This window comes from Morganella psychrotolerans, from assembly GCF_965118875.1.
In the GTDB taxonomy this organism is placed as follows: Bacteria; Pseudomonadota; Gammaproteobacteria; order Enterobacterales; family Enterobacteriaceae; genus Morganella; species Morganella psychrotolerans_C.
In genome coordinates this window covers 135399-157857 of record NZ_CBCPJD010000007.1, presented here as the reverse complement: position 1 = coordinate 157857, position 22459 = coordinate 135399, and the positions used below count along the sequence as shown (strand labels likewise).

Sequence of the window (22459 nt, the reverse complement as noted above, 5' to 3'; positions counted from 1 at the left end):
TCTGCCGGAATTTTACTTGTGTCTTCTGCTGCCTGGTGTGAAGAAAATACAGATTATGAGTTTGAGAGCGGATTTATTGTCGGCTCAAAAGAGAACGCTGACCTTAGCCGGTTCAGTGTTTCAGCTGTTTCTGAAGGAACCTATTCCATTGATGTTTACACCAATGATAAATGGCAGGGTCGTCATGATGTGCAGGTGAAAGAAATAGCAAAAGACCGTCTTGGTGTCTGTTATTCAGAAAAAATGCTTTATGCCTTCGGGATTAATGCAGAAAAACTGAATTCCGGTGCTCAATCGGATGAAAACACTTGTCTGCCGCTCAATGAATGGAACAGTTCCCCGCTGGTTATTGACAGTTTAAAAGCCAGTACTCTGCAATTATTTATCACTATTCCGCAAATTTACCTGCTTAATACCGGCAGTTATATCTCTGCAGACAGTTGGGATCACGGCATTACTGCTCTTAATGTTTCCTATATGAGCAACTATTATCACAGCAGGCAGACCGACTATGGCAGCAATGATGATGATACATTTTATCTGACCACCAATGCAGGATTGTCGTTTAAAGGCTGGTTACTGAAACAGGAAGGTAACTACAGCTGGCAGCGCAACGGAAGAAAAGGCTGGAAAAGCAATCAGACTTATTTACAGCGTCCTGTACCGGTCATTAATTCTAAATTTACCGCCGGCCAGTTTGCCACCGAAGGGGAAATTCTGGAAAGCGTGCGGTTGCGCGGACTTAAATTAACCACCGACGGCAATATGTATCCTGACGGCACCACAAATTTTGCCCCGTTAATTCGCGGGATAGCGCAGAGTAATGCCCTGGTAACTGTCCGCCAGGTCGGACTTGTCATTTATCAGACCTCTGTCCCTGCCGGTCCGTTTGAATTAACCGATATTAACCCATCCGGTTATGGTAATGATCTGGAAGTGACCATCAAAGAAGCCGATGGCAGTGAAAGTACATTTTCGGTTCCTTATACGTCATCCAATAAATTAGTCCGGCCCGGCTTCTTTCGTTATGACATCAATGCCGGTAAAGCGGATTATGACGGAATAAGTTATCAGCCGAATATCATGCAGGGCTCATTACAGTACGGGCTGAATAACTTCCTGACCCTCTATTCCGGCGCTAATATCTCTGAAGATTACTATGCCTGGCTTGCCGGAACCGGTCTTAATACCCCTGTTGGTACTTTTTCGCTCGATGCCACTCATACGCGGACAGAGTTTAAATACAACACCGCTCAGGGTGAAAACTATCAGTTTTCATTCAGCCAAATTTATCCGGGCACAAATACCAACCTGTATTTATCTTATTACCGCCGCTCCGGACGCGATTATTACTCAGTAAATGATGCGATATACAGTATTAATGCTGATATACATAATGACTTTACCGGTAATTACCGCGAAAAACAGGGATTCATTTATTCCGTCAACCAATCTTTTGCAGAAAATTTCGGCAGTCTGTATCTGACCGGACGAATATCTGATTATTGGGACAGTGACCGGCAGGATAAGCAATATCAGCTCAGTTATAACAACAGCCTTGAAAAATTATCCTATTCCGTCGGTTTTATGCGCACCTATTCTGATGATCGTGAAAAAGGCTATAACGACAGTATTAACCTCAATTTAAACTATCCGCTGTCATTCGGTGACGGGTATCGCGCAACCATGTCATCAAACACATGGATTGATAATAAACGGTTCGGTTCATCACAAATCGGGGTCAACGGTGCTTTGGATGCCGGAAATACACTGACTTATGGTGTCAGTGCCACGGCGATGAAAGACAGTAACTATGCGGCGTCGGTCAACGGAGGCTATCGCAATTCAATTTCTAATCTTAACGCTAACTACAGCTACGGAAGAAAATACAGTCAATTCGGTATGGGAGCCAGCGGCTCAGTGGTGGCACACTCCGGCGGAATAACTTTCACACCTGAAATTTCCGGCACAATGGTTCTGGCCGAAGCTGAAAATGCACAGGGTGCATCATTACTGGGATTCCCTGCCAGCCGGTTTGATAAGAGCGGCTATGTCCTGATGCCATATGTCAGGCCATACCGTGTCAATAAAATTGAAATTGATCCCAAAGGCAGCTCTGAAGACATCGCATTCCAAAATACCTCTGCTGACATTGCCCCTTATGAGGGGGCGATCGTTAAAGTAAAATTCGGCACAAAAATCGAAAAAAACATCATGTATATTGTCCGGCGAACAGACGGACGACCGCTTCCTTTCGGCACAGAAGTTACTGATCTTAAAGGAAACGCTATTGGCGTGGTCTCACAGGGAAGTGTGGTTCTTATCAATGATGAAAAGGCAACGCAAGGGGTTGTCCGTCTGGAAAATGAAACCTGTACCTTCCCGCTGGATCTCAGCAAAAGGCAGAACACACTATGTCAATAAAACATCATAATATTCACTACGCCGCACTGGCGCTTCTGTTTACCGGCAGCAGTGCTTATGCCGAATGCATTCGTGACGACACGGTTCCGGCAGAAATGATTGATATGGTTTTTGGCCGGGTGGTTGTCCGCCCGGATCTCCCTGTCGGCTCCGTGATAAAAGAAAGATCATGGACTATGCCGCAGACCGGGAAATATTGGGCACGCTGCCGGGGCGGAACTATTCTGGATGCGATTATTATCTCTCCCGGTACAGAAGGGGCGAATAAAGTCTTTTCCACCAATATTTCAGGGATAGGGCTCCGCTTCACCCGTAAAGGACAGGTCGGTATGACCTACCCGGATACTTACCGCGTTCCGGGAAGTGCTGACAGCTTACAACAGGCCTATCTCGGCGGGTCTGACTTTACCGTCGAAATCATCAAAACAGCCCTGAAAACAGGCTCGGGAACTATCGCTCAGGGGGAATATACCCGGTATGGTTATAAACCAAACAGCGGTACTACACCTGCCATTATCAGTTTTCTGAGTGCTGAAGCTATCACGATTGTTTCCCCGTCATGTTTAGTGACTTCGGGAAATAATCAGGATGTCTATCTTCCGCCGGCCAAATACACCTCATTCTCGGGAAAAGGAACAACAGTTGGTGAAAAACCCTTTTTTATTAAGCTGTTATGCAGCGGAGGTATTGATGATAAAGGATACAGTAATATTAATATCACATTTGACGCTGACCTTGCACCGGATACGGAGAACAACCGTGGTGTGCTGAAAAACAAGCTGATCGGCGATAATTCAGCAAAAGGAGTGGGTATCCAGGTACTGGACACAAGCAATATTCCGCTGCTCATGAAACACCCTTACCTTATCGGTAAACTGGCCAGCTTGCAGGAAGTTGAATACAACCTAAATTATATTGCCCGATATTATCAGCATGGTAATTCAATTTCTCCGGGCGATGTACAGGCTAAAATGATCTTCAATATTACCTACGATTAATACCGTACGCAGGATAATACCAGACAACGGATGTCCGCTTTTATGTCTCTAATCAATCTCCGGGCGCACAATCGGAAAGACCGGCAAGGCATTGAGTAACCGGCTGCCATAGCGTTTCGTCAGCAAGCGTTTATCATAAATCACCACATCACCATGGCACTGATTACTGCGGATAAGCCGCCCGACCTGCTGGATCAGTGTGAAAGACGCACTCGGCAGACTTTGTACTTCAAACGGATAGCGGTTCAGGGACTTCAGCCACTCATTTTCTGTAATAATCACAGGGTTGGTTACCGGGGGAAATGCAATTTTATGAATGTGCACCTGTGTCAGATAATCCCCTTTCAGATCAAGTCCTTCAGCAAAAGAGTGCAGACCAATTAACACACTGTCCTGCCCGTCACGTATCCGCTGACAGTGCGTTTCCACCAGCCGGTAGCGGGGTTGATCGCCCTGAACCAGCAATTGCAGCCGCAGATCCGTCACATGAGTCAGAAAAAGATCCATTGCCCGCTGGCTGTTGAACAAAACCAGCATGCCACGGTGCTCTCCGGACTCAATCTGCCTGCGGAAATAACGCGCCATCTCTCCAATATGTGCCGCTTCATCTGTCAGTGTCGGCTCGTACTGCATCTGCGGAATAACCAAACGCCCCTGGCGACAGTGATCAAATGGCGATCCGAGGGAAACAAAGCGATCATCGGCTTTTTCACTCAGCCCGGTCATTTCCTGAAGGCGGCTGAAACTGTTAAGGGAGCGGAGTGTGGCGGATGTAACGACAATATGTGGCACATTGCGCCACAACAACTGCCCGAGCTGTTCACTGACACGGATCCCCGCACAGTGAAACCACAGGTGTGACTGGTTTTTTTCATAGCGACGGCTGAGCCATTTCGAGACCGGCGCATGAGAAATTTCCGACATTGCCGCCTGACGCCACAATTTGCGCATATTTTCCAGCGCACCCAGCATTTTTCCGCCCGTCAGAATGGCTTTGTGCAGACGCACGATATCCTGTTTTGCCGTCTGTTCATTCAGGTCGCTGAGAATAGCCTCGACCATACAGTGCAGGGCATCCGTCTGTTTTGATAACTGCTGAGCGGCATTCATCAGCGGCTCAGGCAGTTCCCCGAGCGGGAAAAGATAGTGCGGATCGGCCGCACGTTCAGGTAACAGTGCCTGTGTGTACATCGCCACATCGCGGTACGTATCCAGCATAACGTCAAGATGCTTTTGCAGGCGCGCACTGTCTGCCAGTTTCGGCGGTTTTACCGGGCGGAACTGCTGAATATACTGCGTAACAAACTTAGCCAGATTATCAAGCTGCGCCTGAAGTGAAGTAAGCGTGATATCCGCTTCCACTTCCAGTGTATCGCGGGCAACATCGGCAATATGGTGACCTTCATCCAGCACCAGCAGCAATTTTTTGCTTTCCGGCAGGACGGATTCATTCTCCATCGCCGCCATGACCAGCGCATGGTTAGCGACCACCACATCGACAGTGTCTATTTCACGCCGCGCCAGAAAGAACGGGCAGCGTGTATAAAACTGACAGTTACGTCCGAGGCAACTGAGCTTATCGGTACTGATTTTGCGCCATAAACTGTCCGCGATGGACTTTTTATGATGATCCCGCAGACCGTCCCAGCCGAATGACGTGAAATCATTCTGTAACTGCCGCACCGTATCTCGCTCAGACGCGGTTGCCACATCGGCTTTATCTTCCAGAAGCAGCATCAAATCAATCTGCTCACCCTCCGCAGCACCAATCACCGCCATATTGCGCGGGCAGACATAGCGCCCGCGTCCGAATGCGCCGGTAAATTTCAGATCAGGGATAATTTTTGCCAGCAACGGTAAATCTTTGCTGTAAATTTGATCCTGCAATGCCACATTTGCGGTACTTATCACCAGTAATTTTTGCTGTTCACGCGCCACTGCAATGCCGGGGATAAGATATGACAATGTTTTCCCCACACCGGTCGGTGCTTCAATTACCAGATGACGCCCTTCATCACCTGCCATCGTCCGCGCCACTTCCGCGATCATATCCCGCTGCGGCGCACGCGGAACAAAGCCGTCAATCTGCTCCGCCAAGGCTTTATACCAGGCGCTGATTTGTTGTTTGACAGTGGCGGAGAGGGGCATCAGAAAACCTATGGATAAATAAACAGGGGGCTATTGTTTCACACTACAGCAAAAAAATCAGCACCGGTAAAAACAGCCCTGATGAAAAACAGCCCATTTTCAGCATACGGCTTCGTCAAAAGTTTGTTACAATTGTTCAACATACTGTCTGTATTCTGCCGGCTTACCGGCTCAGCCCGATAACTGTAAAAAGCCTCTATGAAGAAATTATTGATTATTTTCATTTTTATTTTTGCCTTCGGCTCCCTCGGCGGCGTTTTTCTTGCCGGGATGAACATGTATAATCGTTCAGTTGCCCCTGATTCTCCATCCACGGCGCAGGAACCCGCCACCCGCGAAACACGGTAGCCGTCTGCGCCATGCTAACGAGGTTAATTCCGATGTACAGAGACTATTTTGTTACTCCGGACTGGCTGCACACACATCTGCATGACGACAATCTTGTCGTTCTCGATGTGAGCAAAGCGCCACCCGCACAACCCGCAGATTGTTATCAGCTATGGCTTGAGCACCATATTCCGGGCGCACACTATTTTGATCAGGATAAAGTGGCTGATACCGCGTCCCCGCTGCCGCACATGCTGCCGTCGCCGGAAATGTTCGCGCAGGCCGCAGGCAATCTGGGTATTGATAACGATACCACGGTGATTATTTATGATCAGGGCAATCTTTTTTCAGCTCCCCGCGCCTGGTGGACACTGAAAACCTTTGGTGTCAAAAATCTACGGATTCTTCAGAGCGGATTAAACGGCTGGATAAATGCCGGTTATGCCACAGAAAGCGGTGAAACCGCACACCCGGTACCGAAAATATTTTCGCCGGAATTTCAGCGCCACAATGCGGTAAATAAAGATGATGTGCTGCTTGCCATTACCGACCCGGAAATTCAGATTGTCGATGCCCGTTCAGCTGATCGTTTTCAGGCACTGACGCCGGATCCGCGTCCCGGTGTCCGTGCGGGTCATATCCCGGGCAGTTGTAATGTACCGTGGAATACACTGGTGGAAAACGGGATGTACAAAACCCCGACACAGATTCAGCAGCTATTCCGTGACGCCGGAGTGGATTTAAGCAAATATCTCGTGGTCTCCTGCGGCTCCGGTATGACTGCCGCTGTTTTGCTTCTCGCACTGACACTCATTGGCCATCAGAATGTCCGTCTGTATGACGGTTCATGGGCTGAATGGGGTGGCTCAGATATTCTGCCGATCGAGCCGTAATTTACTTATCTGTCTTATTCCCGGCGAACCTGCAATTTGAATCAATAAAGGTCTATGCCCAACGTCATTCAGGATGCAGGCAGGCGGCAAGGGAAGCCAGATGGGGAGCATACATCAGTATGTGACCCGGCTGGCTGAGCGTAGCCAACGAACCTGCAGTTTGAATCAATAAGGGTAGTATACCCAACGTCATTCAGGATGCAGGCAGGCGGCAAGGGAAGATAGACGGGGAGCATACATCAGTATGTGACCCGGCTGGCTGAGCGTAGCCAACGAACCTGCAGTTTGAATCAATAAGGGTAGTATACCCAACGTCATTCAGGATGCAGGCAGGCGGCAAGGAAAGATAGATGGGGAGCATACATCAGTATGTGACCCGGCTGGCTGAGCGTAGCCAACGAACCTGCAGTTTGAATCAATAAGGGTAGTATACCCAACGTCATTCAGGATGCAGGCAGGCGGCAAGGGAAGATAGATGGGGAGCATACATCAGTATGTGACCCGGCTGGCTGAGCGTAGCCAACGAACCTGCAGTTTGAATGAATAAGGGTATAAAAATGCCGGAGCAGCTGTCTGCCCCGGCATACTTAACGTCTTACTGCTTTTTGCTGTGGTATCAGCCCATAACTATGATTTAACCGGCTATCATTCAGCCGACAAATTTACCTGCCAGAAATAACACCACCATGGCACCGATAACGGCCACGACAAAACTACCGAAATTAAACCCGTCTACACGCCCTTTGCCGAAAAAGACACTGATATATCCCCCGACTACAGAGCCGGCAACCCCTAATATGATTGTCATAATAAAACCGATATTATAGGTTCCGGGCATAACCCATTTAGCCAGTACCCCTGCAATCAGACCAAAGATAATCCAGGACAGAAAATTCATTAGTACCTCCAGCTGTATGTATATAGACGGATTCAGAAAACGTTGTGTCTCAGTTAATTGTAGCTTATCTGTTAATTAAAGTGCGATACACAGTAAAATGCAAATTTTATGCATTCTGATCGTAAATATACCAATGTCATTCAGGATGCAGGCAGGCGGCTATCTGAGTGCGGCCAACGAACCTGGGGTTTGAATGAATAAGGGTACAGACAGGTTATCCCGCTCACGGGAAATTGCCTGCGCAATAGACGGACAATCTTTCAGTGTACGAATAACAGAAAAGAGCGATTCAGCTTCAGGATAGGCCTTGTGCAGATAACTGAACCACTGTTTGATCCGCGCCATATGATACAGCCCTGTATCACCCTGTTTTTCCAGTTGTGTGTAGTGATGCAGCAATGCAACCACATCTGCCCACGGCATAAACGGGCTGTTGTGTTTCACCACACGGCTGAGATTCGGCACATTCAGAGCACCACGCCCGAGCATCAGGGAATCACAGCCGGTGACGGCTGCGCAGTTTTGCGCACTCTGCCAATCCAGGATTTCGCCATTGGCGGTCACCGGGATGGACAAACGCTGACGGATAGCCCCGATTGCCGGCCAGTCGATAAGCTCAGCGCGGTATCCTGCTTCTTTGGTTCGTCCGTGTACCGTGATTTCAGTTGCACCGCCCTGTTCAACGGCGTCCGCTATCTCAAACTGGTGCTCACTGCTGCTCCAGCCGAGGCGGATTTTTACAGAGACGGGGAGATGTGAGGGAACCGCTGCGCGGATAGCCCGGGTGCCCTGATAAATCAGTTCAGGATCTTTAAGCAGGGTTGCCCCGCCGCCGCTGCCGTTGACCATTTTTGACGGACAACCGCAGTTGAGATCAACACCCTGCGAGCCGAGTTCCGCCGCACGCGCGGCATTTTCTGCCAGCCACTGCGGATACTGTCCCAGCAATTGCACACGAACCGGTGTTCCGGATGCTGTTACACCACCGTGCGCCAATTCCGGACAGATGCGGAAAAAGACTTTTTCCGGCAGCAGCATATCCACCACACGGACAAACTCGGTGATGCAAAGATCATAATCATTCACTTCAGTCAGCAAATGACGAACAAGGGGGTCTAAGACCCCCTGCATTGGTGCTAACAGTACACGCATCAGTCAACCTGGTCCGTTATTTACCGCGGTTGCCCCAGGGGCTGCCGGAGTCGGATGAGGTGCTGCGTGGTTTTTGCTGACGCGGACGCGCCGGGCGTTTGTCGCCGCTGTTTGAATTGCTGCGCCCTTCTGCACCACGATCACGACCTTGTCCGCCCTGACGGGGACCTGAAGAACGACCGCCGCCGCCACGACCTTGTTTAGCTTTCTGGATAGGCTCAGCTTTGATAGACGGATCCGGCTCATAGCCCGGTTCTGCCATGCGCTCGATTGGTTTTTTCAGCAGGTTTTCGATGTCACGTAATAATTCGTGCTCATCAATACATACCAGTGATAATGCCATACCGGTGGCTTCCGCGCGTCCGGTACGTCCGATACGGTGGACATAATCTTCTGCCACATTCGGCAGTTCATAGTTCACCACATACGGCAGTTGTTCAATATCCAGTCCGCGGGCTGCGATATCCGTTGCCACCAGGGCACGAATGCCGCCACTTTTGAAATCAGCCAGTGCGCGGGTTCTTGCACCCTGGGATTTATTACCGTGGATTGCTGCTGCTTTGATGCCGCTGTCACTCAGGAACTCAGCCAGACGGTTTGCGCCGTGCTTAGTACGGGTGAAAATCAGTACCTGTTCCCAGTTATCACGGCCAATCAGATGCGCCAGTAATTCAGCTTTACGCTTTTTGTCCACCAGATGCACAAACTGCGTGATCTGCTGTGATGCACTGTTACGCGGTGCAACTTCTACCGTAACCGGATTGTTCAGGATAGTGTTCGCCAGCGATTTGATGCCGTTGGAGAAGGTCGCGGAGAACAGTAAATTCTGACGTTTTGCCGGTAATTTATTGATAACACGGCGGATATCATGAATAAAGCCCATATCCAACATGCGGTCGGCTTCATCCAGTACTAAAATTTCAACTTTCGACAGGTCAACCGCGCGCTGATGTTCCAGATCCAACAGGCGACCCGGGGTCGCGATCAGAATATCCACGCCGCTGCGCAGTTTCATCATTTGCGGATTGATGCTCACACCGCCGAAAACCACCAGCGAACGTGTGCGCAGGTGACGGCTGTATTCACGGACATTTTCGCCGATTTGCGCCGCCAGTTCACGGGTTGGCGATAAAATAAGCGCACGGACAGGGCGTCCGCCGCCTTTGCGCGGATTATCCTCTAAATATTGCAGGATAGGTAAGGTAAAACCGGCGGTTTTCCCTGTACCGGTTTGTGCGCTTGCTAATAAATCGTGACCGGCCAGTACTTTAGGAATGGCCTGTAACTGAATCGGGGTTGGCTGTTCGTAGCCCATCTCTTCGACGGCCTTCAGAATTTCCGGGCATAATGGTAAGGATGAAAAACTCATGAATTGTTAAGACTCCGCCCCGGTGATTTGTCTGCGGGGCCTGCTGATGATTGAATGTCGAAAATTAATCCGTCACTCCGGAAGAAATATCGATAAAATACGTACCTGATCAATCCGTTTGTTTCTGCTCATTTACAATATATAACGATGAGCATAAAGTTTAATCACATGATTGATCACTCGTTTATGCCGACACACCCATAAGGATATACGCTATGTCAGTCAACACGACTAATACGCCTCGCGGCGAACACGCCAAACAGGCTTTACTGGAAGCCGCTATTGAGATTTTCGGACTAAACGGCCCAAATAGTGCCACTACTCGCCAGATTGCACAACGTGCTGATCAAAATATCGCGGCTATTGCTTATTATTTCGGCTCTAAAGATGGCTTATATCTGGCAGTAGCGCAATATATTGCAGACATTATCCGTGATGAATTCAGTCCTGTCATTGAAGAAATAGATATATTTTTGTCACAGGACCACAATGAGCAGGATGAAACGCGCTGTCTGCAACTGATTGAACTGAGTTTTCTTGCGTATAACGATCTGGTACTGAAAAAAAACAACATTAATATCAGCCGGATAATGTCCCGCGAACAGCTTATTCCGACAAAAGCGTATACGATTATTCATGAAAACGCCCTCGCCCTTATTTTTTCACGCCAGGCCAGATTGGTGGCATTATATACCGGTTTGCCGGACGGGCATATAAATACTCTTATCCATACCCATGCCATCATGGGAGAGATTTTATCTTTCCGGCTGGCGCGGGAGACACTTCTGCGCCAGGCGGGCTGGGATAATATCGGTGAAAAAGAGTATGAGATGATAAATGCAGTACTCAGCGAACATATCCGGCTGATATTAAACGGGTTGAAGGAACATTATCTGGCTTGATGCATCACACAGGCCAATAACGGACGGGAAATGAATTCATGACGCCAATGAAAAGAGCAGGATCATTCATCATTATTCTGATTTTACTGATCAGTGCCGCAGGCTGGTACTGGTGGCAGTCGCGACCATCCGGGCCGGTGGCGCTGTACGGCAATGTGGATATCCGGACAGTCAGCCCCGGTTTTCGCGTGAGCGGCAGACTGCAATCCCTGAATGTGGATGAAGGTGCCGTGGTTAAGACCGGTGACCTTCTGGGCGCGCTTGATGATGCGCCCTACCGCCACGCGCTGCTCAAAGCAGAAGGTGTACGTGACAGCGCACAGGCCGCGTTATCCATGATGGAAACCGGCTACCGCACGGAAGAAATTGCACAGGCAAAAGCCGATGTCGCCCGTAATACCGCTGCCGCACAGTTTGCCCGGCAATTTTATCAGCGTCAGTCCGGGCTGATGCAAAGCAAGGCGATTTCAGCCAATGACCTGGAAAATGCCCGTAATCAGCGGGATCAGGCTGAAGCCGCTCTGAAAGCATCGCAGGATAAACTGATGCAGCTGGAAAACGGATTTCGCAAAGAAGAGATAGAACAAGCCCGCGGGCAACTGAAACAAGCAGAAGCTGCTGTTGCACAGGCAAAACTGGATCTGGCGGATACCCGCCTTACCGCGCCTGCTGACGGCACTATTCTTACCCGCGCCATTGAACCGGGTACAATTTTACCTGCAGGCAGTACTGTTTTTACCCTCTCCCTGACCAATCCTGTCTGGGTGCGTGCTTATGTCAGTGAAAGTGAGCTGGGACAGGCACAGCCCGGACGCGCGGTTCTGCTGGAGACTGACAGCCGCCCCGGTCAGCCGTATCACGGGCATGTCGGGTTTGTTTCTCCGACGGCTGAATTTACCCCGAAATCGGTTGAAACCCCGGCGCTGCGCACCGATCTCGTTTATCGCCTGCGCATTGTGGTGACAGATGCCGATCCGCTGCTGCGTCAGGGAATGCCGGTAACTGTCCGTTTTGACAGTGAACAGCCGCAGGGATAAATGATGTCAGACATCACAATCACCCTGAATGGAGTAGAAAAAAACTTCCCCGGACTGAACAGTCCGGCAGTTGACCGGCTGAGTACCACAATTTCCGGCGGCGGTGTTACCGGGCTGGCAGGTCCTGACGGCGCCGGAAAAACCACGCTTATCCGTATGCTCGCCGGACTGCTGAAACCGGACAGCGGCGAGATCCGCGTAGCCGGGTTTGACCCGATCACTGACAGTGTCGCGCTGCGCGCCCGGCTCGGTTATATGCCGCAGAAATTCGGGCTGTATGAAGACCTGACGGTGATGGAAAATCTCCGTTTATATGCTGAGCTGCGCGGGTTGCCTCAATCTGAACAGCCGAACACCTTTGATCGTCTGCTTACCTTTACTGATCTCACACATTTTACCGGGCGCATGGCAGGGAAGCTTTCCGGCGGAATGAAACAGAAGCTGGGACTGGCCTGCACCCTTCTCGGGCAGCCGCAGGTATTACTGCTCGATGAGCCGGGTGTCGGGGTTGATCCTATCGCCCGCCGCGAGCTGTGGCGCATGGTTCACACGCTGGCAGATGACGGTATGCTGATCCTCTGGAGTACCTCTTATCTGGATGAAGCAGAACAGTGCCGCGATGTGCTGCTGCTGAATCAGGGCAAACTGCTCTATGAGGGCAAACCGGAAAAATTGACAGAAACCATGAGCGGACGCTCATTTTTGCTGGCAACTCAACCCGCAGAACGGCGGCGTTTGTTGCAGGAGGCATTAGTTCAGCCGGATGTGACAGACGGTGTTATTCAGGGGCGTTATGTCCGCCTGATCGTAAAACCACAGACAGATACCCGCGCCCTGCTCAACGCACTGAATTGCCCGGATGCAGAATTGCAGACGGCAAAACCCCGTTTTGAGGATGCCTTTATCGATCTGCTCGGCGGCGGCCCTTCTCATCGCTCCGCACTGGCACAAATTATGCCGCAAATTCCTGCCGCACCGGACGAAACCGTTATTGAGGCCATCAGTCTTACCAAAAAATTCGGGGATTTTGCCGCCACCGATCATGTGGATTTTCAGGTAAAACGCGGGGAGATTTTTGGTCTGCTCGGTCCGAATGGTGCAGGGAAATCCACCACCTTTAAAATGATGTGCGGGCTGATGATCCCGACATCCGGACGCGCACTTGTACTGGGGTTGGATCTGAAAACCAGTTCCGCCAAAGCCCGCAGCCGCCTGGGGTATATGGCACAGAAATTCTCACTGTACGGTAACCTGACCGTCGCACAGAACCTGACATTTTTCTCCGGTGTATACGGGCTGCGCGGTAAAGTGCAGAAACAAAAAATTGCGGATATGGTCAGCACCTTCAATTTTGATCCGATCCTGCGCCAGACCACAGAAGATCTGCCGCTTGGTTTTAAACAGCGGCTGGCACTCGCCTGCGCACTGATGCATGAACCGGATATTCTGTTTCTCGATGAACCGACCTCCGGGGTTGATCCGCTCACCCGCCGGGAATTCTGGCTGCATATCAACGGTATGGTGGATAAAGGCGTAACCGTAATGGTAACGACTCACTTTATGGATGAAGCGGAATATTGTGACCGTATCGGACTGGTCTATCACGGCAAAATTATAGCCGCCGGAACACCCGATCAGTTGAAAGCCGGTGTGGCAAGTGACGCCCATCCTGATCCTTCAATGGAGGATGCGTTTATCGGGCTGGTCGAACAATATGATAAAGAGCACACACCGGAGGAGGCATCATGAACCGGCAACCCGCTTCACCTTCAGGCTTTTCATGGCGCCGCCTGCGGGCATTATGCATTAAAGAGAGCAAACAGATTGTCCGTGACCCGTCCAGCGCGCTGATAGCGATTGTTATTCCGCTGATTTTATTGTTTATTTTTGGCTATGGTATTAACCTGGACTCATCAAAACTGCGCATTGGTATCCTGGTTAATCAACAAAGTGAACCGGCGCAGGAGCTTATCCACGCCTTTACCGGCTCACCTTTTATTGATGCCACCCTCAGTGATAACCGCCATGAATTGATTGATAAACTTCAGGCCGGGCATATCCGCGGCATTGTGGTGATCCCGGTAGATTTTGATAAGCGTCTTGCCCGTCAGGATGATATCGCGCCGATTCAGATAATCACGGACGGCAGCGAGCCGAATACCGCTAACTTTATGCAGGGCTACGCCACAGGTGTCTGGCAGGTCTGGAAACAGCAACGCGCACAGGATGCGGGGATCAGCAGCCCGCCGCTGATAGATATCCGCCTGCGCTACTGGTTTAACCCCGCCGCCATCAGTCAGCATTTTATTATCCCGGGCGCTATCAGCATTATTATTACCGTGGTCGGCGCGATTCTGACCTCTCTGGTGATCGCCCGCGAGTGGGAGCGCGGTACCATGGAAGCGCTGCTCTCCACACAAGTAACGAAAACAGAGCTGTTGCTGTCCAAGCTGTTGCCGTATCAGGTGCTCGGCAGCTTTGTGATGGTACTTTGTATGCTGGTGACCGTTTATCTGCTCGGCGTGCCCTACCATGGCTCGTTGTGGCTGCTGGCGCTGGTGACTTCGCTTTACCTCGCTACGGCGCTCGGTATGGGATTGCTCATCTCCACCATTACGCGCAATCAATTCAATGCGGCGATGATCTCCCTGAATGCCGCATTTTTACCCGCGATTATGTTGTCCGGCTTTGTGTTTGAAATCGACAGTATGCCGCTTGCGGTGCAAGCCGTGACCCGGGTAATACCGGCACGCTATTTTGTCGAAAGCCTGCAAACTCTCTTTCTGGCAGGCAATATCATGCCGGTGATTATCGCCAATCTGATCATGCTGGTTCTGTCCGCCATTGTGTTTATCGGGCTGACAGCGCTGAAAACCCGCCGCCGGCTGGATTAAGGAGAAAACAATGTTTCACCGGATTTTCACCTTAATTATTAAAGAATTACAGCTTCTTCTGCGCGAGCGGCAGACCAGAACCATCCTGATAGTGCCGGTGATTTTTCAGATGATTTTGTTTCCGCTCGCCGCCACCCTGGAAGTTACCAACGCGACAATCGCTATTTATGATGAAGACAAAGGCGCGGCGTCTGTTGAACTGACTCAGCAGTTCGCCAAAGCGAGTGCGTTTTCACAGGTCTTGCTATTACAGAACAGGCAGGAAGTGCGTGAGGCAATAGATAACCGGCAGTCGCTGCTTTTAGTGCACTTCCCGCAGAATTTCAGCGCACATCTGGCAGCAAAAACGCCTGCACAATTACAAATACTGCTGGACGGGCGAAACTCAAACAGTGCGCAGATCGCCGCAAATTATGTGCAACAGATAGTGGCAAATTATCAGCAGGAACGTATGCCGCAAGCCGTCACCAGTGAGCTGGTGGTGCGCAACTGGTACAATCCGAATCTGGATTACAAATGGTTTATCGTGCCCTCTCTGGTGGCGCTGATAACCACTATCGGCGTGATGATTGTAACGTCTCTGTCTGTTGCCCGTGAACGGGAACAGGGCACGCTGGATCAGTTACTGGTTTCCCCGCTCACCACAGGTGAGATTTTTGTCGGCAAAGCGGTTCCGGCGCTGATTGTGGCAACGGCACAGGCCAGTATTGTGCTGGTGATCGGCATTTTCGCCTATCAAATCCCCTTCTCCGGCTCACTGCTCCTGTTCTACTTCACCATGAGTCTGTACGGCTTATCACTGGTCGGCTTCGGGCTGCTTATCTCCGCCCTTTCCGCCACGCAGCAGCAGGCGTTTATCGGTGTATTTGTCTTTATGATGCCCGCCGTGCTGCTTTCCGGTTATATTGCGCCGGTGGAAAACATGCCGCTGTGGCTGCAACATATCACCTGGATAAATCCCATCCGTCATTTCAATGAAATCACCAAACAGATTTACCTGAAAGATGCCGGTTTCACTGTGATCTGGCAAAGCCTCTGGCCGCTGCTGGTGATCGCCGTTATTACCGGCACTGCCGCATATACCTTGTTCCGGCGCAAGGTTGCGTAAAAATCACGGACAGAAAATAAACAGGAGCACAATAATAGTGGTTATTGATACCACCCTTGCCGGAAAACTTATCGCTGAACAGTATCCGCAGTGGGCTGACCTGCCTGTATCACCGGTGGCAACCAGCGGCTGGGATAACCGGACATTTCACCTGGGTGACGAAATGCTGATCCGCCTGCCGTCATCTGCGGATTATGCAGGTCAGGTAAGCAAAGAGCAGCAATGGCTTGCGCGTCTGGCGACTAAATTATCAGTTCGTATCCCCGTACCGCTCGCAGTCGGAAAACCATCGGAAATCTATCCTTTTCCGTGGTCAGTTTACCGCTGGATCCCGGGTGAAACGGTGGCAGCATACCCACCAGCAGACAAAACAGGATTTGCCCGCGATCTGGCTCATTTTCTTAATGAGTTTCAGAAAATTGATGCCAGCGGCGGCCCGCCCGCCGGATCACACAATTTTTACCGGGGCGGTGATTTAGCTGTTTATAACAGTGAAACCCGCCATGCGCTGACACAACTAAGCGCTCAGACTCACTGCGCGCTGCTTGAAAAAACATGGGAAAAGGGACTTGATTCTCATTGGACATCCCCGCCAGTCTGGGTTCACGGCGATATCAGTGCGGGTAATCTGCTCACTGCGAACAACCGCCTGCAGGCGGTGATTGATTTCGGGCAACTCGGCACAGGCGATCCTGCCTGCGATTTTGTGATGGCGTGGACATTCTTTGACGCACAGAGCCGCAGAGTATTTTTTGATACATTGCAAACCGATGACGCCACCAGGGAAAGAGCCATGGCCTGGGCGCTGTGGAAGGCGCTGATCGTCAGTATCAATCCACACAATACCAATGTGACAGAAGCCCGGCAGGCAGCACGGACACTGGAACAGATTATCAGTGATGCCACGCAGCCCAATCTGTAAACATAAAAAAACCGGTTCTGAATGAACCGGTTTTTTGTCATAACGCTATTTTCTGTATCGTGATTAGCGGCGGTCGCCCATGAGGCGCAGCAGCATCAGGAACAGGTTGATGAAGTCCAGATACAGTGACAGCGCACCCACAATCGCATAGCGGCGCATGGTGTCTTTGTCATTACTGTCAATCTGCTCACCCAGGTTACGCAGTTTCTGTGTGTCATACGCGGTCAGACCGGCAAACACGATCACACCGATATAGGTGATGATCAGGGTCATACCTTCGCTTTTCAGCCAGATATTCACCAGTGACGCGATGATAATACCAATCAGCCCCATGAACAGGAAGTTACCCATTCCGGACAGGCTGCGCTTGGTGGTGTAGCCGTAAATACTCAGCGCACCGAACATCCCCGCGGTGATAAAAAAGGTGCTGACGATAGAGGCATCAGTATAAACGATAAAAATACTGGAGAGTGTCAGCCCCGTCAGTGCCGAATAGAGCATAAACAGCCCGGTCGCCGCGGAAGCGCTCAGGCGCTCAACCATGCCGGAGATAACCCAGACCAGTGCCAGCTGTGCGATGATCAGCCCGAAAAAGGTGATTTTGCTGGAGAAAACAAGGCTCATAATGGCTTCAGAGCCGGATGAATACCAGGCAACAAATGCCGTCAGTACCAGACCCACAGCCATCCAGCCATAAACCTGGGCCATGTAAGCCTGAATACCGGCGCCCGCTTGTGAAACTATCGAGCCGTTAGAACGAGGAAATCGGTCCATGATGGATAACCCTTTCATCTGTATCAAATTGTTTATCGGATGATAAACGACCAAGGCTATAGATTATCACATAAAGAGGGCGTTGCCAGCAGGCAAACTGTCAGGAAACCGATCCATTTTCTTTACATATTGCCGGAATTTTTAACGCAATGCTCAGCATCCGGTAAAAATACGGTGAAACGGCGGCTATCTGTATTAATTTACCAGCGATCTGCGGCTTTTTGGTCACTTTCTCTGGCATCAACCCAACGTTCCCCACCTTGCGGTAAGGTTTCTTTTTTCCAGAAAGGTGCGCGGGTTTTTAAGTAATCCATCAGAAATTCTGCCGCCTCAAATGCCATGCCGCGGTGAGCGGCACTGACGCCGACAAACACAATCTCATCATTAGGATAAAGACTGCCGACCCGGTGGATAAGCGTGACCCGCTGCAATTCCCAGCGCTCACGCGCCTGCAATACAATATCCGCCAGCGCCTTTTCCGTCATGCCGGGATAGTGCTCCAGTGTCAGAGCAGCCACATTATCACCCAGGTTATGATTGCGGACTTTACCGGTAAAGGTCACGACCGCACCATCATCAGCACAGCCTGCCAGCCACTGATATTCTTCGCCGACACTGAAATTGTCTGCCTGAACGGCAATCCGGGTATTGTTCATCTCTCAGCCTCCGGTAACCGGCGGGAAAAACGCCACTTCATCACCATCCTGTAACGGATGAGATAACGGTACAAATGACTGATTTACCGCACATAATAATTTACCGGACGCCAGTGCGAGCGCCCAGCGATCGCCGCGCTCACTCAGCGCGCGGCGCAAATCTTCAGCGGTGGCGTACTCACTCGCCAGGGACAGTTCATCTGTATTGATAAGCTCGCGCACCTGCGCGAAAAACAGCACTGTAATCATGCATCCGCCTTAAAGTGACCTGATTTTCCGCCGCTCTTTTCCAGTAACCGGACAGGGCCGATAACCATATCCTTCTGTACCGCCTTGCACATGTCATAGATAGTCAGCGCTGCCACAGAGGCGGCTGTCAGGGCTTCCATTTCCACGCCGGTTTTGCCGGTCAGACGGCAGCAGGATTCAATACGCACACGGGAAAATTCAGTTTGCGCACTTAACTGCACTTCCACTTTGCTCAGCATCAGCGGGTGACACAGCGGGATCAAATCCCAGGTGCGTTTTGCCGCCTGAATACCGGCTATGCGGGCGGTCGCAAAGACATCACCTTTGTGATGGTTGCCATCAATAATCATCTGTAAGGTGGCGGCATCCATGGTGATAAAGGCTTCGGCGCGCGCCTCGCGGACCGTTTCCTGTTTACCGGAGACATCCACCATGTTGGCTTCGCCCGCCGCATTGATATGGGTGAGTTGAGACATATAAACTCCTGATGCTGCCGGCGGATCAGCCGCCGATGACAGATAAATTCGGGGTCATACCACTGTCTCCCTGATGGAGAAAGTGGGTTTCGCGTTTGTGTTGCAGGGCGCGCTGAAGGCGTGCTTTCAGCTCATCGTCGTGTCCGTCTTCAGCCAGCAGGTCACGCAGCGTGATCCCCTGTTCACCGAACAGACACAAATGCAGATTGCCGATAGCGGAAACGCGCAGGCGGTTGCAGCTCTGACAAAAATCTTTTTCATAAGGCATAATCAGACCGATTTCGCCCTGATAATCCGGATGACTGAAGACTTGTGCCGGGCCGTCGCTGCGTGAACGCGCCTGTTGCTGCCAGCCTGCCTGTAACAGGCGGGCGCGGATAACATTGCCGGAGATATGAAAACGGCGGAATGTGTCACTGCCGTCACCGGTTTCCATCAGTTCAATAAAGCGCAGCTGAATCGGGCGATCTTTGATCCAGTTAAGAAATGCGGGCAGATGGATGTCATTCACATCTTTCATCAGCACCACATTCACTTTCACTTTCTCAAAACCCGCATCAAAGGCGGCATCGATACCACTCATCACCTGCATGAATTTATCCTGCCCGGTGATAGCCTGAAACTGGCGGGGGTCAAGACTGTCGACACTGACATTCACCGCAGTCAGCCCGGCGTCTTTCCATTCACGGATATTACGCGCCATCCGGTAACCATTGGTGGTCACCGCAATAGTGCGGATATTTTTATTTTCATTGATGGCTGCAACTATCTCTGTGAAATCACGGCGCATGGTCGGCTCGCCGCCGGTCAGACGAATTTTTTCCGTCCCCAGTTCAGCAAATGCACGGGTAACCCGGCGGATTTCGCCGAGAGAAAGAAAGGATTTGTGACCATCAGGTTTATAACCATCAGGCAGACAATAGTTGCAACGGAAATTGCATACGTCTGTGACGGAGAGGCGCAGGTAATAAAATTTCCGCGCAAAGGGATCAATCAATTGTTCTGTCATAACACCTTTCCAAATACGGGAGATGCGGACATTTCTATCCTGCACCCTGGTGGCTCTGCAAGCAGAGTCACGGCCAGCGCACCCTATTTCCGGTCTGACCTGAAACGTAGGTGTGAAGGCTAGGAGTTAATCGTTGTCATTAATAAAGTTAATAACCACGCTAAGTGAATTGATTCTAGCGTTGCCATTGGCTAATTGCCATGATAAATACGCTATATATTATATTATACAACGAGTTACCGGGTATTTGTTTCACAGGAGAAATAAAACAACAATGCGCGGCATAACGAAATTTTCACAATATCTTTCATATAATTAGAAAATACATAGTGATAATAATTAACAAATACAGACCGGTAAATGACCATAAACTGACCTGATTTACCGGAAAACTATCTGCTGATTTCTTGATCTGACGCAGTTATCCGCCTTACCTTGGTTAATCGATTGTAAGGTGATATAAAATAACGGATTTATAGTCCATACCCAGTATTTCTTTTTGCCGGAAACCATGACGCTCAGCCAGATTTACTGACGGCTGATTATCCGGAGAAATAATACAAACGCACTCATTGATACCGCGTACATTTTTCAGCCAGTTCAGAATGGCATCCAATGCTTCTCCTGCATAACCCTGTCCCTGCGCCCATGGCGAAAATACCCAGCCCGCTTCCGGATATTGGCTGATATCCGTATCCAGTTCGCGGTAAAAATCAGCAAAACCGATATCGCCCATATAACGACCGGTTCTTTTATCTCTGACCGCCCAGTACCCATATCCCAGTAACGGCCATAATCCGAGGTATGACAGCATGCGCATCCAGCTGTCGCGCGACGTGGAGCGCTGTCCCGCCATAATATAGTGCGTCACGGTGCGGTCTGCCCATAAGGCGGCCACATCTTTATGATCCGTTTTCCGGTGCGCACTCAAAATAAGTCGCTCCGTTTCCAGAGCCGGGATAGTACACGTCAGGTCATTCATGGTGTGTTTTAAGTCCGTTGTTATTATTGTTACTACACTCTTACCATGCGAGCGATCGTTATACCAGCGGGTGGCGTACTCATATTGAGCAGTTGATTTTTTGTTCATACCGGATTCTAATGAATTTCACTTAGGAAACACACCGGACTCTCTCATGACTGAAACCATTATTGCTGCCCTGCTGCCGATTGTCGTCACACTGCTGCTTGGTTTTTTTGCCGGCTGGCACCGGGATTTTGATGCCTCACAAGGCGCAACACTGAACCGGATGATCATGTTATATGCACTCCCGCTGACACTGTTTGCCGGGATCATGGGGATTTCCCGTGATGTACTGCTCAGCGACTGGGTGATGGGTGTGTTACTACTTGCCGGGATGGCCGGTGCGTATCTCATCACGTTTTTTATCGCTGCCGTGATCTTCCGCCGCCCGCCGGCGATTGCCGCATTACAAGCCCTTGCCATCAGCGCACCTGCGGCTCCCTTTGTCGGGATCCCGGTTCTGGGGCATCTGTTCGGTGAAGTCAGCACCATCCCTATCGCATTTACCGGGATTATCCTGAATTTGATCCTGAGCCCGGTAACACTGATTGTGCTTGCCCGTCACAGCCAGCCCGCAGCCGGCAATGCGCCTGCGGCAAAACCCGTTACGCTTGGCGCTAATTTATTATCCACGATTAAAGAGCCGATGGTCTGGGCGCCTGCCGCCGCGTTTGTGCTGTTGCTGTGTGATGTGCGCATCCCGGCTGCGATAAACGGCTCACTGCAATTGCTCGGTAACGCAACCGGCGGGGTTGCTCTGTTTGCGTGCGGGGTAATACTGTATTCATTTAAAGTAACATTTAATATGACTGTTGCGCTGTCGGTTATCAGCAAAAATATTCTGCTGCCGCTGGTAATTTTGCTGATTGGCTCTGCTTTTGCAGTCGACGCGCAGTCACTTAATATGACGGTGATCACCCTGGCTATCCCGAGCGCCTCTATCTGTATCATACTGGCCGTTCAATACAGAATCGCGCAGCAGGAGATGGCATCGACGTTATTTTTCAGTACGATTATGTCCGTCCTGACATTAGGCGGGTTTATCTACGTACTTCACTGATAATTTCCCTTTCTCATTGATCCGAATTTGACCTGAGCCTGACTTTAGTTTGACCTTAGTTTGATAAATAACAGTATCGTGACGCGAAAAATCAGATTTTATGGTAGATTACCGCGCAAATAAATATGAAGACTCAGGG

At 50.4% G+C, this 22459-nt stretch carries 21 protein-coding genes and 1 riboswitch; of the genes, 11 read left to right on the top strand and 10 right to left on the bottom strand.

Annotated features, from left to right (window positions below):
• Positions 1 to 18 precede the first annotated feature (18 nt).
• Both ACMHKJ_RS09920 and ACMHKJ_RS09915 read left to right on the top strand, forming a co-directional pair.
• Positions 19 to 2424, top strand: a complete 2406-nt coding sequence (locus tag ACMHKJ_RS09920; RefSeq protein WP_413493543.1) for a fimbria/pilus outer membrane usher protein — start codon at positions 19 to 21, stop codon at positions 2422 to 2424.
• On the top strand, positions 2415 to 3422 hold the full coding sequence (locus ACMHKJ_RS09915; RefSeq protein ID WP_413493540.1) for a fimbrial protein: 1008 nt from the start codon (positions 2415 to 2417) through the stop codon (positions 3420 to 3422). Before ACMHKJ_RS09920 ends, ACMHKJ_RS09915 begins: the two co-directional genes overlap by 10 nt.
• Before the next feature lie 48 nt (positions 3423 to 3470).
• Here ACMHKJ_RS09915 and dinG read toward each other — a convergent pair whose 3' ends face one another.
• Entirely contained in the window at positions 3471 to 5570 is a 2100-nt protein-coding gene (gene dinG / locus ACMHKJ_RS09910; RefSeq protein WP_413493538.1) for an ATP-dependent DNA helicase DinG, read from the bottom strand.
• Positions 5571 to 5768: 198 nt separating this feature from the next.
• On the opposite strand from dinG, the gene ACMHKJ_RS09905 reads away from it, so the two are divergent.
• Both ACMHKJ_RS09905 and sseA read left to right on the top strand, forming a co-directional pair.
• Complete coding sequence (locus tag ACMHKJ_RS09905; RefSeq protein ID WP_413493536.1) at positions 5769 to 5918, top strand: hypothetical protein; 150 nt, start codon at positions 5769 to 5771, stop codon at positions 5916 to 5918.
• 32 nt (positions 5919 to 5950) lie between these two features.
• Positions 5951 to 6790, top strand: a complete 840-nt coding sequence (sseA, locus tag ACMHKJ_RS09900) for a 3-mercaptopyruvate sulfurtransferase (RefSeq protein WP_413493534.1) — start codon at positions 5951 to 5953, stop codon at positions 6788 to 6790.
• A 649-nt stretch (positions 6791 to 7439) separates the two neighbouring features.
• Here sseA and ACMHKJ_RS09895 read toward each other — a convergent pair.
• The 3 genes from ACMHKJ_RS09895 to rhlE form a co-directional block, all read right to left on the bottom strand.
• Positions 7440 to 7688 (bottom strand): GlsB/YeaQ/YmgE family stress response membrane protein, encoded by a 249-nt coding sequence (locus tag ACMHKJ_RS09895; protein ID WP_413493532.1) that lies wholly within the window; start codon positions 7686 to 7688, stop codon positions 7440 to 7442.
• 159 nt (positions 7689 to 7847) lie between these two features.
• On the bottom strand, positions 7848 to 8840 hold the full coding sequence (gene dusC, locus ACMHKJ_RS09890) for a tRNA dihydrouridine(16) synthase DusC (RefSeq protein WP_413493530.1): 993 nt from the start codon (positions 8838 to 8840) through the stop codon (positions 7848 to 7850).
• 16 nt (positions 8841 to 8856) lie between these two features.
• Entirely contained in the window at positions 8857 to 10209 is a 1353-nt protein-coding gene (gene rhlE, locus ACMHKJ_RS09885; protein WP_413493528.1) for an ATP-dependent RNA helicase RhlE, read from the bottom strand.
• A gap of 215 nt (positions 10210 to 10424) precedes the next feature.
• On the opposite strand from rhlE, the gene ACMHKJ_RS09880 reads away from it, so the two are divergent.
• The 6 genes from ACMHKJ_RS09880 to ACMHKJ_RS09855 are packed head-to-tail and all read left to right on the top strand — an operon-like array spanning position 10425 to position 17072.
• On the top strand, positions 10425 to 11111 hold the full coding sequence (locus ACMHKJ_RS09880; RefSeq protein ID WP_413493527.1) for a CerR family C-terminal domain-containing protein: 687 nt from the start codon (positions 10425 to 10427) through the stop codon (positions 11109 to 11111).
• Positions 11112 to 11158: 47 nt separating this feature from the next.
• On the top strand, positions 11159 to 12148 hold the full coding sequence (hlyD, locus tag ACMHKJ_RS09875) for a secretion protein HlyD (RefSeq protein WP_413493582.1): 990 nt from the start codon (positions 11159 to 11161) through the stop codon (positions 12146 to 12148).
• Between the two features lie 3 nt (positions 12149 to 12151).
• Positions 12152 to 13897: an ATP-binding cassette domain-containing protein gene (locus tag ACMHKJ_RS09870; protein WP_413493580.1), complete on the top strand. Its 1746-nt coding sequence runs from the start codon at positions 12152 to 12154 to the stop codon at positions 13895 to 13897.
• A complete protein-coding gene (locus ACMHKJ_RS09865) occupies positions 13894 to 15042 on the top strand; it encodes an ABC transporter permease (RefSeq protein WP_413493525.1) in 1149 nt (382 codons plus the stop codon). The genes ACMHKJ_RS09870 and ACMHKJ_RS09865 overlap by 4 nt, the downstream gene beginning before the upstream one ends.
• 10 nt (positions 15043 to 15052) lie before the next feature.
• On the top strand, positions 15053 to 16150 hold the full coding sequence (locus tag ACMHKJ_RS09860; protein WP_413493523.1) for an ABC transporter permease: 1098 nt from the start codon (positions 15053 to 15055) through the stop codon (positions 16148 to 16150).
• Positions 16151 to 16187: 37 nt separating this feature from the next.
• On the top strand, positions 16188 to 17072 hold the full coding sequence (locus ACMHKJ_RS09855) for an aminoglycoside phosphotransferase family protein (RefSeq protein WP_413493521.1): 885 nt from the start codon (positions 16188 to 16190) through the stop codon (positions 17070 to 17072).
• 63 nt (positions 17073 to 17135) lie between these two features.
• On the opposite strand, the gene ACMHKJ_RS09850 is transcribed toward ACMHKJ_RS09855, so the two are convergent.
• From ACMHKJ_RS09850 to ACMHKJ_RS09825, 6 genes are all read right to left on the bottom strand, one after another.
• Positions 17136 to 17846: a Bax inhibitor-1/YccA family protein gene (locus tag ACMHKJ_RS09850; RefSeq protein ID WP_413493519.1), complete on the bottom strand. Its 711-nt coding sequence runs from the start codon at positions 17844 to 17846 to the stop codon at positions 17136 to 17138.
• Between the two features lie 200 nt (positions 17847 to 18046).
• Complete coding sequence (gene moaE / locus ACMHKJ_RS09845) at positions 18047 to 18502, bottom strand: molybdopterin synthase catalytic subunit MoaE (RefSeq protein ID WP_413493517.1); 456 nt, start codon at positions 18500 to 18502, stop codon at positions 18047 to 18049.
• A gap of 3 nt (positions 18503 to 18505) precedes the next feature.
• Positions 18506 to 18751, bottom strand: a complete 246-nt coding sequence (gene moaD, locus ACMHKJ_RS09840; protein WP_413493515.1) for a molybdopterin synthase sulfur carrier subunit — start codon at positions 18749 to 18751, stop codon at positions 18506 to 18508.
• Positions 18748 to 19227: a cyclic pyranopterin monophosphate synthase MoaC gene (gene moaC, locus ACMHKJ_RS09835; protein ID WP_067405422.1), complete on the bottom strand. Its 480-nt coding sequence runs from the start codon at positions 19225 to 19227 to the stop codon at positions 18748 to 18750. The genes moaD and moaC overlap by 4 nt, the downstream gene beginning before the upstream one ends.
• Positions 19228 to 19252: 25 nt before the next feature.
• The gene (moaA, locus tag ACMHKJ_RS09830) at positions 19253 to 20236 is read right to left on the bottom strand and encodes a GTP 3',8-cyclase MoaA (protein ID WP_413493513.1); all 984 of its coding nucleotides are present in this window, start codon (positions 20234 to 20236) and stop codon (positions 19253 to 19255) included.
• Positions 20224 to 20374, bottom strand: a riboswitch (molybdenum cofactor riboswitch). Its footprint overlaps the gene before it by 13 nt.
• Positions 20375 to 20675: 301 nt before the next feature.
• Positions 20676 to 21326 carry a GNAT family N-acetyltransferase gene (locus ACMHKJ_RS09825; protein ID WP_413493511.1) on the bottom strand — a complete coding sequence of 217 codons (651 nt, stop codon included), beginning with the start codon at positions 21324 to 21326 and terminating at the stop codon, positions 20676 to 20678.
• A 46-nt stretch (positions 21327 to 21372) separates the two neighbouring features.
• Between ACMHKJ_RS09825 and ACMHKJ_RS09820 the strand changes: the two genes are divergently transcribed.
• On the top strand, positions 21373 to 22320 hold the full coding sequence (locus tag ACMHKJ_RS09820) for an AEC family transporter (RefSeq protein ID WP_413493510.1): 948 nt from the start codon (positions 21373 to 21375) through the stop codon (positions 22318 to 22320).
• Positions 22321 to 22459 lie beyond the last annotated feature (139 nt).

Excerpts from the sequence above, each read along its gene's own strand:
- ACMHKJ_RS09915 (WP_413493540.1), top strand. The coding sequence starts at position 2,415 with ATGTCAATAAAACATCATAATATTCACTACGCCGCACTGGCGCTTCTG.
- dinG (WP_413493538.1), bottom strand. The coding sequence starts at position 5,570 with ATGCCCCTCTCCGCCACTGTCAAACAACAAATCAGCGCCTGGTATAAA.
- ACMHKJ_RS09905 (WP_413493536.1), top strand. The coding sequence starts at position 5,769 with ATGAAGAAATTATTGATTATTTTCATTTTTATTTTTGCCTTCGGCTCC.
- sseA (WP_413493534.1), top strand. The coding sequence starts at position 5,951 with ATGTACAGAGACTATTTTGTTACTCCGGACTGGCTGCACACACATCTG.
- ACMHKJ_RS09895 (WP_413493532.1), bottom strand. The coding sequence starts at position 7,688 with ATGAATTTTCTGTCCTGGATTATCTTTGGTCTGATTGCAGGGGTACTG.
- dusC (WP_413493530.1), bottom strand. The coding sequence starts at position 8,840 with ATGCGTGTACTGTTAGCACCAATGCAGGGGGTCTTAGACCCCCTTGTT.
- rhlE (WP_413493528.1), bottom strand. The coding sequence starts at position 10,209 with ATGAGTTTTTCATCCTTACCATTATGCCCGGAAATTCTGAAGGCCGTC.
- ACMHKJ_RS09880 (WP_413493527.1), top strand. The coding sequence starts at position 10,425 with ATGTCAGTCAACACGACTAATACGCCTCGCGGCGAACACGCCAAACAG.
- hlyD (WP_413493582.1), top strand. The coding sequence starts at position 11,159 with ATGAAAAGAGCAGGATCATTCATCATTATTCTGATTTTACTGATCAGT.
- ACMHKJ_RS09870 (WP_413493580.1), top strand. The coding sequence starts at position 12,152 with ATGTCAGACATCACAATCACCCTGAATGGAGTAGAAAAAAACTTCCCC.
- ACMHKJ_RS09865 (WP_413493525.1), top strand. The coding sequence starts at position 13,894 with ATGAACCGGCAACCCGCTTCACCTTCAGGCTTTTCATGGCGCCGCCTG.
- ACMHKJ_RS09860 (WP_413493523.1), top strand. The coding sequence starts at position 15,053 with ATGTTTCACCGGATTTTCACCTTAATTATTAAAGAATTACAGCTTCTT.
- ACMHKJ_RS09850 (WP_413493519.1), bottom strand. The coding sequence starts at position 17,846 with ATGGACCGATTTCCTCGTTCTAACGGCTCGATAGTTTCACAAGCGGGC.
- moaE (WP_413493517.1), bottom strand. The coding sequence starts at position 18,502 with ATGAACAATACCCGGATTGCCGTTCAGGCAGACAATTTCAGTGTCGGC.
- moaD (WP_413493515.1), bottom strand. The coding sequence starts at position 18,751 with ATGATTACAGTGCTGTTTTTCGCGCAGGTGCGCGAGCTTATCAATACA.
- moaC (WP_067405422.1), bottom strand. The coding sequence starts at position 19,227 with ATGTCTCAACTCACCCATATCAATGCGGCGGGCGAAGCCAACATGGTG.
- moaA (WP_413493513.1), bottom strand. The coding sequence starts at position 20,236 with ATGACAGAACAATTGATTGATCCCTTTGCGCGGAAATTTTATTACCTG.
- ACMHKJ_RS09825 (WP_413493511.1), bottom strand. The coding sequence starts at position 21,326 with ATGAACAAAAAATCAACTGCTCAATATGAGTACGCCACCCGCTGGTAT.
- ACMHKJ_RS09820 (WP_413493510.1), top strand. The coding sequence starts at position 21,373 with ATGACTGAAACCATTATTGCTGCCCTGCTGCCGATTGTCGTCACACTG.